The following is a 13304-nucleotide window of genomic DNA, read 5'->3' on the forward strand; positions in this document are numbered from 1 at the left end:
TCACCTACTTTCGTTTGTCGAACCCGCATAATCAATAAGAACAAGTGTGATATTATCTTCTCCACCGCGATCATTTGCCAATTGAATGAGACACTGCCCTTTACCTTCAAGCTGTTCATTTAACTGTAAAATTTGTCGCATATCATCAATAGAAACTTTGTTTGATAACCCATCAGAGCAAAGAAGTAATTGATCATCTTCCTCAATCACCAACGTTTTAACATCTAACCCAACTTTTTCTTCTGTTCCTAATGCTCTTAATAACACATTCTTTTTCGGATGATACTCTGCGTCTTCCTTTGAAATTTCACCATGTTTCACAAGCTCATTTACAAGCGAATGATCTTCCGTTACTAGCGTCATTTCTCCTTCTGATACCATATAGCAACGACTATCTCCTATATGCCCTATTGTCACAAAGCTTGGTGTACAAACAGCTATTATAAGCGTTGTTCCCATACCATTACATTCTGCATTTTGCTGAGCATATTCATATATACGCTCATTAATAATCCCAACACTAGTATGTAACCATTGTTCTACTTTTTTCGGCTCATTCATATTATGTGTTTGCTTCCAATAATCATGGAATAATTGAATGGCCATCGAGCTAGCTACATCACCAGCTCGATGACCTCCCATTCCATCTGCTACTACCGCTAATACATTTCCATCTAAATTGTGAAAAACTCCTGCACTATCTTCATTATGTTGACGAACTTTTCCTTTATCCGATAGAAATACGGCTTTCATCTCGTCACCTCGTCTCTTCTTTGCGCTCCTTCGCACGCAACTGACCGCAGGCTGCATCAATATCATGACCTTGTTCACGGCGAATCGTTACATTCACTCCACGATCTTTTAACGTTTTTTCGAACAAGAAAATTTGTTCACGTGGCGTACGTACATAATCACGTTCAGGTACGTAGTTTACCGGAATCAAGTTCACATGACATTTTACACCTTTTAAGAGCGCAGCAAGCTCTTCAGCATGCTCTACTTGGTCATTTTCTCCTCCAAATAATCCATATTCAAAAGTAATACGACGCCCTGTTCTATTTACATAGTATTTAATAGCTTCCATTAAATCTGGTAATTTATAAGCACGGTTAATCGGCATTAATTTTGAACGTAATTCTGAGTTTGGAGCATGCAATGAAATCGCAAAATTAATTTGTAGATCTTCTTCAGCAAACTTATAAATTTTCGGGATAATTCCACTCGTCGAAACAGTCATATGTCTCGCACCAATATGAAGTCCTTTTTCATGGTTAATGATGCGTAAGAATCCCATTAAATTATCATAGTTATCAAATGGTTCTCCAATCCCCATAACAACAAGAGAACTTACACGTTCTTCTGTTTCATCAAGCGCACGCTGAACTTCTACTACTTGCGCTACGATTTCTCCAGCTTCTAGGTTTCGCTTTAATCCACCAAGTGTCGAAGCACAGAACGTACACCCAATACGACAACCAACTTGCGTTGTTACACAAATGGAATTTCCATATTCGTGTCGCATTAATACCGTTTCAATAGAATATCCGTCATATAATTGGAATAAGAATTTAATTGTTCCATCCGAAGACGTTTGTTTTACTAACGTTTTTAAAGTAGTAATATCAAAGGAATTCGACAATTTATCACGCAATCCTTTAGAAAGGTTTGACATATCCTCATAATTTTTTACACGTTTTTTATATAACCAATCAAAAATTTGTCCAGCACGGAACTTCGGTTCTCCTTGTTCCTTTAACCAATCTTGCATTTCATGAAGTTGTAAAGAGTAAATTGATGGTTTCTTCGTTTCTAAATTTTTCTTTTGTTTTCTTACAGTCGTTTCCATGATGCTACACCTTCTTCCTTAAACAAGCAATATAAAAGCCATCCGTCGCAAAATAATGCGGTAAAATTTGCACTTGACCTTCATCAATATACGGAGTTAATTTTTCTGGCATACGCTCTTTAAGCGTAGTATCCCATTCAAATTCAGGATGTTCTTGTAAAAATTTCTCTATTACTTGTTCATTTTCTATTTTCTCAATTGTGCACGTACTATAAACAAGACGACCGCCTTGTTTTAATAATGGTGCTATTTTTTCTAGTATTGCAATTTGAATCGTCGATAATCTTTCACTATCGCCTTTATCTTTTCCTAACTTAATATCAGGTTTACGTCTAATTACACCAAATCCAGAACACGGTGCATCTACCAATATTTTATCAAACGTTTCATTTGCAAAGTGCTCTTGCACTTTTCTAGCATCCAGCGCTTTAGTTTCGACATTTTCTAGACCAAGTCGCTCTGCTTGCTGTTTAATTAAACGTACTTTGTGTGCATGTAAATCAAGGGACATGACCTTACCAGTTCCCTTTAATCGTTCCGCGATATGCGTTGTTTTTCCGCCTGGAGCAGCACAACTATCAAGAACTGCATCTCCCGTATTCGGTTCTAAAGCGCGTGCTACAAGCATAGAACTTTCATCTTGAATAGAAAGAAATCCTTTTTTAAACGCTTCTGTATGCGCTACATTTCCTCTTTCAATCTGAATAGCATCATCTGATAAGTCACCACGTTTTGCTTCTATACCTTCACTTGCTAACAACTCAATCGCTTCTTCTACAGTTACCTTATCAACATTCACACGCGCTGTTGGTACAGGGGGTAACATGTTTACTTCGCACATTTTTTCTGCAGTTTCTAAACCGTATTCTGAAGTCCACTCTTGGACAAGCCAAACTGGATGACTTGTTGTAATTGCAAGACGTTCTACTGGATCCTTGATTTCATCTACAGAAGGTACACCTTCTCTCTGAATCGAACGTAATACACCGTTCACCATACCAGCAATTCCTTTATGCCCGCGACGCTTTGCAATCTCAACCGCTTCATGAATAGCCGCTCTTTCTGGCACTCGGTCTAAATAAATCATTTGATATAAAGATAAGCGAAGCAATACTCTTACCCACGCCTCAACCTTCTTTTTTAAAAAAGGCTGTAAATAATAATCTAATGTGTCACGACGTTGAATCGTTCCATATACAATTTCAGTTAATAAACCAATATCTTTTCTATCAATTGCACTTTTTTCAATTAGATTATTTAAAAGTAAGTTGCTATATGCACCACTTTTTTCCACTTGAATTAAACCATCAAGAGCTAATTCACGAACATTTTGTCTCATGCATTTTCTCCTAACTTCGTTCCAATTTCAGGTTTTGTTCCACGTAAAAATTGTGAACAACTCATACGCTTTTTACCAGAAGGTTGCAATTCAGTAATTTTAACACCTGTTTCATTACTCGTTGCTACAACAAAACCATCTTCTTCGATTGCAACAATCGTACCTGCTTCAGCCGGTTCAGTTATAGGCACTTTTTCCCCCCACCATACTTTAACAACTTGTCCTGCTAAAGTTGTATAAGCAACTGGCCATGGATTCAATCCGCGAATGTGATTGTATACTTCTTCACCTGTTTTTGTCCAATCAATTTTCTCTTGCTCACGTTTTATATTGTACGCAAACGTTACTTCTTCTTCGTTTTGTTTAATCGGTTCTAACTTACCTTGAATTAATAAAGGCACTGTTTTAGATAGAAGGTGTGCTCCTGCTTCACTTAATTTATCAAATAATGAGCCTGTCGTTTCACGCTCTTCAATTTCAACTTCCACTTGCGTTAAGATATCACCAGCATCCAATTTTTCTACCATATACATAATTGTAATACCTGTTTTTTCTTTACCTTCCATAATTGCATAATGAATTGGTGCACCACCACGAAGTTCAGGAAGTAAAGAAGCGTGAACATTAATACACCCATACTTTGGTGCTTCTAAAATTTCATTTGGTACAATCTGCCCAAATGCAGCTGTTACAATTAAATCTGGCTCTAATGCCAATACTTTTTCATATTCATCTTTTTCACGAATTTTTAACGGCTGTAACACAGGGATACCATGTTTTTCCGCTTCAACTTTAACAGGTGTAGGTGTTAATACTTTTTTTCTACCTACTGGACGATCAGGTTGCGTCACAACACCTACTACCTCATAGCCATCCTCAATAAGACGACGAAGCACCGGCACTGAAAAGTCCGGTGTTCCCATAAACACTACTTTTATCATTTAAAAACCGCTCCTTTTAACACCTATTCTAGTTCGTTTTCTTCATAATATCTTGTCACTTTCGATGTAAATAAAACACCGTGTAAATGATCAATTTCATGTTGAATTGCACGCGCTAAAAATCCTTCCGCTTCTAATAAGAATACTTTCCCACGGCGATTTTGCGCTCTTACTTTAATATAATCGGCACGTTCTACTTCACCATAAAGTCCCGGGAAGCTTAAACAGCCTTCGGGGCCTACTTGTTCACCACGTTTTTCTAATATTGATGGATTGATTAACTCGATTTTCCCAGTATCATCATCGACATCAACAACCGCTACTTGCAAGCTTACACCTACTTGAGGCGCAGCTAAACCGACTCCGTCCGCAATTAACATTGTTTCATGCATATCTTTCAACAATTTCACTAACTTTTTATCAAAGTTAATTACTCTTTCGCATGGTGTTTCTAACACTTCATTTGGATGCTTTATTATTTCTAAAACTGCCATATTTCCCTCCGCTACATTAACATTGTTGGATTAAAATCAATTGAGATTTGTAGCTCTTTTTGCATTTCTGCTTGATAATGTTCATTTACCATTTTGAGCACGTTCTTTAAGTTTGGTTCCCGTTTGTATTTTATCATGCATTGATAACGATATCTATCTTTTATCCTTGGAATCGCTGAAGCAACTGGTCCTAGCACCATTGTTTGCTGTGAGCAATGCGTTCGTAAATACGAGGCAATTTTTTCCGTCACTTGTACCGCTTTTAATAATTCTGGATGAGATACAGTTACGAGTACAACATAGTAATATGGGGGATATTGTCTTGTTCGTCTCATTTGCATTTCTTGGTCAAAAAACACATCATATTGTTGGTTCTTCGCTAACTCTATACTGTAATGTTCTGGCGTATACGTTTGAATCACAACTTCCCCTGGCAATTCATGTCTACCCGCTCGTCCACTTACTTGCGTCAATAACTGATATGTCTTTTCACTCGCCCGAAAATCAGGTAAGTGAAGCATCGTATCTGCAGTTAAAACCCCAACGAGCGTTACTTTCGGAAAATCTAATCCTTTAGCAATCATTTGTGTTCCAAGTAATATATCTGCTTTTTCTTCCCCAAACGCCTTTAATAATTTTTCATGCATTCCTTTTCGACTTGTCGTATCTACATCCATTCGAATGACTCGCGCCTCTGGAAATAGTTTTGTAATTTCTTCTTCTACCTTTTGTGTACCTGTACCAAAGAAACGAATGTATGTACTTTGACAAGCTGGACACTCAGTTGGCATATTCTCTTCGTAACTACAATAATGACATTTTAAACGATGATTCATTTTATGATATGTCAATGAAATATCACAATGCGGACATTGGACAACATACCCACAATCACGGCACATAACAAATGTAGAATGACCTCTTCTATTTAAAAAGAGTACCATTTGTTCTTTCTTTTCTAATCGATCTGCTATTTTTTCATGCAGCGCCTTAGAAAACATTGATCGATTCCCGTCACGAAGTTCTTCTCGCATGTCAACAATCTCTACCGTTGGTAAAGCTTGTTCATTCATACGTTTTTCCATTGTTAATAGTTCATAAACACCTTTTTTCGCCCTTGCAAACGATTCAAGTGTTGGTGTCGCACTACCAAGAACGATAGGACATTTATGATATTGTCCTCTCCAGACAGCTACATCTCTTGCATGATACCTCGGATTATCTTCTTGTTTGTAACTTGATTCATGCTCTTCATCAATAATAATAATCCCTAAATTCTCAAAAGGCGCAAAAACAGCTGAACGCGCACCAACTACAACTTTCACTTCTTTTCTTAAAATCTTACGCCACTCGTCATACTTTTCTCCAACAGACAACGCACTATGAAGAACTGCAACTTGCGAGCCAAACCTACCTTTAAAACGATCCACCATTTGGGGCGTTAGTGCAATTTCAGGAACAAGAACGATAGCTTCTTTTCCTTTCTTGAGCACTGCTGCTATAGATTGTAAATATACTTCTGTCTTTCCACTTCCTGTAACACCATATAGCAAAAATGGATTATAAGTTTCATTTGTAATTGATGATAAAATCGGTGTAATAACTTGTTTTTGTTCCTCCGTAAGTGGAAATGGTTTTGTTTGTTCAAAATCATCATCGTCATACGGATTTCGGTATACTTCCACATACTTTTCTGAAATGAATCCCTTTTTAACAAGTGCTTTTATTGGAGCATCTGTTATTTGTAACTCTTCTGTAATTACTTTCAACGGTGTACTTTTATAATTTTCCACAAAATAATAAAGTACATCTTGTTGTTTTTTACTTTTCAGTTCAAATGCCGCTAATTCCAATTTATCTTCTGGCAACTCCGGCTGAACCACTCTTTGCTTCTTCTTTTGTACTTTATCTTTCACTTGATAAACGACTTCAACCGTACCATTTTTAATTTCTTGCTGAATAGTTCGGTATAAATGTGGCTGTTGCTCGATTACTTCAAAATCAATTGCTTCTTTATCCTGAAATAAATATAGTATTTCTGGTGCTATTTCTTCCTGTTTACAAAGTTGTAGACGTTTTTTATACGTTGCTTTTATCGCAGTTGGAAGCATCACTTGAAAAGCTGAAATCATGTAGCATAACGTTTCACTTGTAAGCCAATATCCAAGCTTTAATAATTCATCATTTAAAACCGGTGTTACATCTAATATTTCATGGATTGTCTTTAACTTCTTACTTTCTACATCCACCGAATCTTTAATCCCAATAATAAAACCTTGCAATTTTCTTGGCCCAAACGGAACTACCACACGCATTCCTGTCTGTACAATACCTTCCCATTTTTTAGGAATAATGTAATCAAATGGTCGATCTGTCTGACGGGCAGGTACATCAACAATTACACTTGCAAATTTCATAAACGATCATCTTCTAACATCATTTCAATTTGCTTCAATATTTCACGAGCTACCTCTTTTTTCATTAAAAGTGGCAACTCAATAACTTTTCCATCTTTTCTATACATTGTTACAATATTCGTATCCGTGCCAAATCCAGCTCCTTGCGCTTTTACGTCATTCGCGACAATCATATCTGCATTTTTCTCACGTAGTTTTTTCGTTGCATATTCCTCTACATTTGTCGTTTCAGCAGCAAAACCGATAAGTAACTGTTTATCCTTTTTCTGACCTAATGTTTTTAAAATATCCACCGTTCTTTCAAGTTCAATGACAGCATCACCATTTTGCTTTTTCATTTTATTCTCATGCACATATTTCGGACGATAATCTGCAACTGCTGCTGTTTTAATGACAACGTCTACGTTTTGATAATGTTGAAGAACTGCTTCTAACATATCTTGTGCAGATTCCACTTGCACTGTCGTTACATGTAACGGTGGATTTAATGCTGTCGGTCCTGAAACGAGTATAACATCAGCGCCTAAATTCGCTGCCACTTCCGCAATCGCATACCCCATTTTCCCAGAAGAAAAATTCGTCATAAAACGAACTGGATCAACCTTTTCACGTGTTGGGCCAGCAGTTATTAATATTCTTTTTCCCTGCAATGGTTTGTGTTCTGAGAAAGCTTCCTCTAACCGTGCAATAATTGCTTCAGGTTCTTCTAGTCGTCCCTTCGCTACATATCCACATGCTAAAAAGCCTTCCCCAGGCTCAATAAATGTATATCCTAGCGTTTTCAATGTCATCATATTTTTTTGAACTATTTTATTTTCATACATATGCACATTCATAGCAGGCGCAATCCATACCGGAGCTGTAGTAGCTAACAAAGTAGTTGTAATCATATCATCTGCAATACCACCAGCTAACTTTCCAATACAATTGGCAGTAGCAGGTGCGACAAGTACAACATCCGCCCAATCTGCTAAATCAATATGAGCAATAACAGCTGAGTCTTTCTCATCGAATGTATCCGTATATACATCATGGCGAGAAAGCGCTTGGAATGTAAGAGGCGTAACAAACTTCATTGCCGACTCACTCATCATTACTTTGACAATCGCGCCAGATTGTGTCAATTTACTCGTTAACGCAGCTGCTTTAAAAACCGCAATGCCTCCTGTTACACATAAAAGTATCTTTTTCCCTTTTAGCATATGACTCGTCCTCTTTCTTTTTCAAACTTATAATACTGAAATAGAATTCTCAGCTCGTCAGTACCGATATTTCATTCCTTTCGTAAAAAAATAACAACCTACTTGTAAATAGGTTGTTACCGTTACATAGAAAATTATAAAGTCTATGTTTTATTTTGTCGAAGGCAAAGGCTTATTCAGCTACTTTATCTTCACTTGGTACGTAGCTTAATGCTTCTGCATCGATTTCTTCTAATGCTTTACCTACACATTTATGAGAAACAGGTTTTTCTACAACACAGTTATTAGCAAGTTGCATTTCACGTGCGCGTTTTGCAGCCACTGTTACTAAAGTGTACTTAGAATCGATTTTTTGTAGTAATGAGTCAATTGATGGATTTAACATAATTATAGACCCTCCGTCATTTCTTTATAATATTTTGCTACCCTTTCGCGGCGGCAATGTTCGCCAACCACAATTGCTTTAATTCTATCACAAGCTAATTCAACTTGATCGTTTTCTACTACATAGTCGTAAGCGTCCATCATCTCGATTTCTTCTTTCGCTACAGTTAAACGATTTTCAATAACATCTTCAGTCTCTGTACCACGTCCGACAATACGGCTCTTTAGTTCAGATAAACTTGGAGGTGCTAAGAAAATAAATACACCTTCTGGGAAAGCTTTCTTAACTTGAATTGCTCCTTGCACTTCAATTTCTAAGAATACATCTTTTCCTTCTTGTAATGTTTTTTCAACATAGTCAATCGGTGTTCCGTAATAATTACCTACGAACTCAGCCCACTCAAGTAATTTTTCATTACGAATCATTTCCTCGAATTCTTCTCTTTCTTTAAAGAAATAATCCACACCATCTACTTCACCTTCACGCGGCTTACGTGTCGTTACTGAAATAGAGTACTGAAAACGTGTATCCTCATGGCTAAACAGCTCTTTACGAACCGTCCCTTTTCCAACCCCAGAAGGCCCTGAAAGAACGATGAGCAATCCTCTTCTACTTCTCATAAATATGTAAAACCTACCCTTCCTCACTTAAATCTTCTTTATTATTCAAACGATGTGCAATCGTCTCTGGTTGAATTGGACTTAATACAACATGCCCATCATCCATAACAATAACCGCCCTTGTTTTTCTCCCATACGTAGCATCAAGCAAAGCATTATGTTCGCGTGCTTCTTGTACTGTTCGTTTAATAGGAGCTGACTCCGGACTTACAATAGCAATAATTCGATGAGCAGATACAATATTTCCGTATCCAATATTTAAAAACCGCATGGCCATAGTTTGCGCCTCCTAGTAAGTCTATCCGATTTCTCCACCACGTATAACTTTATATATTTTTTGAAAGCTACTCAATATTTTGTACTTGTTCACGAATTTTTTCAAGGTTATTTTTCATTTCTACAACATATTTTGAAATTGTTAAGTCATTTGCCTTAGAACCAATCGTATTAATTTCTCTATGCATCTCTTGCACGATGAAATCCATTTTCCTTCCAACAGGCTCTTCAATCTGCAATGTTTCACGAAATTGCTCTAAATGACTTTGCAAACGAACTAACTCTTCATGAATATCACAACGCTCTGCAAAGATTGCGACTTCTGTTAGCAATCTTTGTTCATCTAGATCTTGATTATGTAATTCTTTTAAGCGATTTTCTAATCGTTCACGATATTTTTGTGTAACAATTGGTGCATGTGGAATAATCGCATTTACACAATTGCTAATCTCTTGTAAACGATACGCTATATCTTTATGTAATCGTTCTCCTTCGCCATCTCTCATCGTTTTCAACATATGAGCAGCTTGACGAACAGCCTCATATAAACTGTTCTCAAAATGTTCATTTACATTTTCTATTTCTTCAATTGCTGTTACTTCTGGCATTGCCATTAATTGCTGAAGTGTAATAGAATCTTGTAATTGAAATTTCCCTTTTATATCTTCCATCATCGATTGGTACTGCTCAAGAAGTGACCAATTCACACTTAATTTTCTTTCAACAAGTCCTTCACCTGCTATACTAATAGACACTTCGATGCGCCCACGTCGAACTTGCTGTGCAATTATTTTACGAATTTTGTCCTCAAATACCATCATTTGCTTAGGAAGTCGAATACTCATCTCTAAAAAACGGTGGTTCACCGATTTCATTTCTACTGTAATTTGAAAAGTATCACTTTCTACTTTCGATCTTCCAAACCCTGTCATACTAGAAATCATTTTTATCACATCCAAGCCATAAAATAACTCAATGAAAAAGGTAATAGAGACAAGGCTCTACTACCTTCTGTAAATTATATCACATTTTCATAACATTGACTATTTCAAGTTTAATCCCTTCTTATATAACATCGGCTTTTTCTTCTTAGCCTTTTTCCCTGTTAATAAAGAACCTACTAGTAAGAAAGTCGGAATTGATGACAAACCTCCAATTAATAACCAATCTCTTGCTTGTATCGGCATTGTGCTAAAGATCGGTTGTAACGGTGGATAATATATAACCACTAGCATAAGTAGTAACGAAATAATAACCGCCCCTACTAAATACACGTTCCCAAATGGATTACGGTGAAAGACAGAATGCTCACTACGACAATCAAATACATGAATAAGCTGTGCAAGTACCAACGTCGCGAACGCTACAGTTTGTGCATATTTCAGTTCATTTGGATGTTGGTTATACGCAATAATAAACGCCACTAACGTCACTGCTCCAATTAAAAACCCTCGACTTATTATTTTCCACGCAAGCCCTCTAGCGAATACCCCTTCTTTCGGGTGACGCGGTGTTCTCTTCATCACATCTCCTTCAGCCTTATCCAAACCTAATGCCATCGCTGGTAAACCATCAGTAACTAAGTTCACCCATAAAATTTGAATAGGAACCATCGGCAGTGGTAATGCAAGTAACATCGCAAATAACATAACTAAAATTTCTCCAACATTTGACGCCAATAAGTAGCGAATGAACTTACGTATGTTCTCGTATATATTTCTTCCTTCTTTAATCGCTGACTTAATTGTAGCAAAATTATCATCTAGTAAAACAAGTGAAGAGGCTTCTTTTGCAACATCTGTCCCTGTAATCCCCATCGCTATCCCAATATCCGCTGTTTTTATAGCTGGAGCATCGTTCACTCCATCACCTGTCATCGCTACTATATGTCCTTGATTTTGCAATGCTTTAACAATTTTTAATTTATGCTCAGGTGATACACGAGCGAATACATACGTATCTTCTACAACATTTTCTAATTCCTCCACATCCATATTCGCGAGTTCTACTCCTTCAACAACGCGTCCATCTGGTGGTAAAACTCCTAATTGTTCAGCAATCGCCATTGCTGTCACTTTATGATCACCTGTAATCATTACTGTTCGAATACCAGCTTCTTTACACTCTTTTACCGCCTGCGCGACTTCTGGCCTTGGCGGGTCAATCATACCTTGTATCCCAACCAACATAAAATCTTTTTCAACGTCTCTTTCATGTTCAATAGAATCCGTGACTTTTAAAGGTTTAAACGCAACTGCAATTGTTCGAAGCGCTTGACTACCTAAGCTATGAATAGCCGCCTGTACTTCTTTTCTATATAGCTCACTTAACGGCTGCTGCTTATCCCCCCATAAGATTGTTTGACTCATTTGCAAAAGAACATCCGGTGCTCCTTTCGTAACAATAAACTTTTTCCCCTCTCGATCTCGTACAATAACACTCATCATTTTTCGAGTTGAATCAAATGGAAATTCACGAATAATTTCAAATTTCCCTTTCAATGCCTCACGTGTTATCCCAGCTTTCATTGCTGCAGCTACAAGCGCTCCCTCTGTTGGATCCCCATCTAATACGTACGCCTTTTTCTTTTGAATAATATTTGCATTGTTACATAGTGAACCAAATGTAAGTAGCTGATAAAGTGATTTTGTCTTAGCTGGATTCACTTCTTTTTCACCTTTCATAAAAGAGCCATTAGGTTCATATCCTTGCCCTGTCACTTTCCACAATTCTCCGCCTGACCACATATGTGTTACCATCATTTTGTTTTGTGTCATTGTTCCCGTTTTATCAGAGCATATAACAGAAGCGCAGCCTAACGTTTCTACGGCCGGTAACTTCCTTACAATTGCTCTCTTTTTTATCATACGCTGTACACCAAGTGATAAAGCTACTGTAACAATTGCTGGCAATCCTTCTGGAATAGCCGCAACAGCTAGCGATACGCCAGCTAAAAACATATGATATACTTCATTCCCTTGATACACACCAGCCAATACAACGAGCGCTGTCAAAATAAGAGCTACAATAATTAATATTTTTCCGAGCTGTTCTAACCTTCTTTGCAGTGGCGTTTCCATTTGCTCTGCATTTTGCAACATATTTGCAATTTGCCCCATCGCTGTATTCATACCAGTTGCTACAACGACTCCTGTACCAGATCCTCGCGTAATCATTGTCCCCATAAAAGCCATATTTTTTTGATCCCCAATTGCAACATCTTGCCCTTGCAGTGCTTCTACCTTCTTTTGTACAGGTACGGACTCCCCTGTCAAAGCAGACTCTTCAATATATAAACTTGATGCCTCAACAAGACGCACATCAGCCCCAATACGATCACCACTGGAAAACTTAATAATATCACCTAAAACAAGTGCTTTAGATGGTGCTTTTACCCACTTTCCATTCCGCATTACAGTAACTTGCGGGGCAGCTAGTTCCTTTAAAGCTTCCAATGATTTTTCAGCTTTTCTTTCTTGAAAAAAGCCGAGAATACCATTGATAATAACAATGGCAACAATAGCAATAGAATCAATGTATTCACCTAAAAACGCAGAAACAATTGTTGCTCCAAACAAAACGAGTACCATGAAATCTTTAAACTGTGCTAAAAATACCATTAGTGCAGAAGGCCTTTTTGCTTCTTCTAATTCATTAGTACCAAATTTCTTTACTCGCCCTTCTGCTTCTTTCTCTGTAAGTCCAACCTTTACATTCGTATTCGTTCTTTCTTCCACTTCATGTGCTCGCATTCCATACCAGTTCATCCTGCTATCGACCTCCT

12 protein-coding genes are annotated in these 13304 nt (G+C 37.4%); all 12 read right to left on the minus strand.

Translation table 11 applies throughout. From position 1 onward, the window contains the following. Positions 1-753: a Stp1/IreP family PP2C-type Ser/Thr phosphatase gene (locus tag ACUL40_RS11500; RefSeq protein WP_000648703.1), complete on the minus strand. Its 753-nt coding sequence runs from the start codon at positions 751-753 to the stop codon at positions 1-3. Between the two features lie 4 nt (positions 754-757). Continuing rightward, positions 758-1846 carry a 23S rRNA (adenine(2503)-C(2))-methyltransferase RlmN gene (rlmN, locus tag ACUL40_RS11505; protein ID WP_000450540.1) on the minus strand — a complete coding sequence of 363 codons (1089 nt, stop codon included), beginning with the start codon at positions 1844-1846 and terminating at the stop codon, positions 758-760. A gap of 4 nt (positions 1847-1850) precedes the next feature. Next, the gene (gene rsmB / locus ACUL40_RS11510; RefSeq protein ID WP_001249666.1) at positions 1851-3185 is read right to left on the minus strand and encodes a 16S rRNA (cytosine(967)-C(5))-methyltransferase RsmB; all 1335 of its coding nucleotides are present in this window, start codon (positions 3183-3185) and stop codon (positions 1851-1853) included. Continuing rightward, complete coding sequence (gene fmt / locus ACUL40_RS11515; protein WP_000598804.1) at positions 3182-4126, minus strand: methionyl-tRNA formyltransferase; 945 nt, start codon at positions 4124-4126, stop codon at positions 3182-3184. The genes rsmB and fmt overlap by 4 nt, the downstream gene beginning before the upstream one ends. 23 nt (positions 4127-4149) lie before the next feature. Continuing rightward, positions 4150-4620 (minus strand): peptide deformylase, encoded by a 471-nt coding sequence (def, locus tag ACUL40_RS11520; RefSeq protein ID WP_000279455.1) that lies wholly within the window; start codon positions 4618-4620, stop codon positions 4150-4152. Positions 4621-4631: 11 nt separating this feature from the next. After that, on the minus strand, positions 4632-7037 hold the full coding sequence (gene priA, locus ACUL40_RS11525; protein ID WP_121868058.1) for a primosomal protein N': 2406 nt from the start codon (positions 7035-7037) through the stop codon (positions 4632-4634). Further along, positions 7034-8239, minus strand: a complete 1206-nt coding sequence (coaBC, locus tag ACUL40_RS11530; protein WP_000911750.1) for a bifunctional phosphopantothenoylcysteine decarboxylase/phosphopantothenate--cysteine ligase CoaBC — start codon at positions 8237-8239, stop codon at positions 7034-7036. The genes priA and coaBC overlap by 4 nt, the downstream gene beginning before the upstream one ends. Before the next feature lie 172 nt (positions 8240-8411). Next, complete coding sequence (gene rpoZ / locus ACUL40_RS11535) at positions 8412-8624, minus strand: DNA-directed RNA polymerase subunit omega (RefSeq protein ID WP_000933960.1); 213 nt, start codon at positions 8622-8624, stop codon at positions 8412-8414. A 2-nt stretch (positions 8625-8626) separates the two neighbouring features. Continuing rightward, complete coding sequence (gene gmk, locus ACUL40_RS11540; protein WP_001257741.1) at positions 8627-9244, minus strand: guanylate kinase; 618 nt, start codon at positions 9242-9244, stop codon at positions 8627-8629. Positions 9245-9257: 13 nt separating this feature from the next. Further along, positions 9258-9521, minus strand: a complete 264-nt coding sequence (gene remA, locus ACUL40_RS11545) for an extracellular matrix/biofilm regulator RemA (protein ID WP_001251456.1) — start codon at positions 9519-9521, stop codon at positions 9258-9260. A 67-nt stretch (positions 9522-9588) separates the two neighbouring features. After that, complete coding sequence (locus ACUL40_RS11550; protein WP_000625869.1) at positions 9589-10464, minus strand: YicC/YloC family endoribonuclease; 876 nt, start codon at positions 10462-10464, stop codon at positions 9589-9591. A gap of 99 nt (positions 10465-10563) precedes the next feature. Beyond that, complete coding sequence (locus ACUL40_RS11555; protein WP_001104778.1) at positions 10564-13287, minus strand: calcium-translocating P-type ATPase, SERCA-type; 2724 nt, start codon at positions 13285-13287, stop codon at positions 10564-10566. Positions 13288-13304 lie beyond the last annotated feature (17 nt).

It is taken from the genome of Bacillus sp. KNSH39 (genome assembly GCF_052656585.1).

What these genes read in the sequence shown, in the direction of transcription:
- ACUL40_RS11500 (WP_000648703.1), bottom strand. Translation starts at nt 753, where the DNA reads ATGAAAGCCGTATTTCTATCGGATAAAGGAAAAGTTCGTCAACATAAT.
- rlmN (WP_000450540.1), bottom strand. Translation starts at nt 1,846, where the DNA reads ATGGAAACGACTGTAAGAAAACAAAAGAAAAATTTAGAAACGAAGAAA.
- rsmB (WP_001249666.1), bottom strand. Translation starts at nt 3,185, where the DNA reads ATGAGACAAAATGTTCGTGAATTAGCTCTTGATGGTTTAATTCAAGTG.
- fmt (WP_000598804.1), bottom strand. Translation starts at nt 4,126, where the DNA reads ATGATAAAAGTAGTGTTTATGGGAACACCGGACTTTTCAGTGCCGGTG.
- def (WP_000279455.1), bottom strand. Translation starts at nt 4,620, where the DNA reads ATGGCAGTTTTAGAAATAATAAAGCATCCAAATGAAGTGTTAGAAACA.
- priA (WP_121868058.1), bottom strand. Translation starts at nt 7,037, where the DNA reads ATGAAATTTGCAAGTGTAATTGTTGATGTACCTGCCCGTCAGACAGAT.
- coaBC (WP_000911750.1), bottom strand. Translation starts at nt 8,239, where the DNA reads ATGCTAAAAGGGAAAAAGATACTTTTATGTGTAACAGGAGGCATTGCG.
- rpoZ (WP_000933960.1), bottom strand. Translation starts at nt 8,624, where the DNA reads ATGTTAAATCCATCAATTGACTCATTACTACAAAAAATCGATTCTAAG.
- gmk (WP_001257741.1), bottom strand. Translation starts at nt 9,244, where the DNA reads ATGAGAAGTAGAAGAGGATTGCTCATCGTTCTTTCAGGGCCTTCTGGG.
- remA (WP_001251456.1), bottom strand. Translation starts at nt 9,521, where the DNA reads ATGGCCATGCGGTTTTTAAATATTGGATACGGAAATATTGTATCTGCT.
- ACUL40_RS11550 (WP_000625869.1), bottom strand. Translation starts at nt 10,464, where the DNA reads ATGATTTCTAGTATGACAGGGTTTGGAAGATCGAAAGTAGAAAGTGAT.
- ACUL40_RS11555 (WP_001104778.1), bottom strand. Translation starts at nt 13,287, where the DNA reads ATGAACTGGTATGGAATGCGAGCACATGAAGTGGAAGAAAGAACGAAT.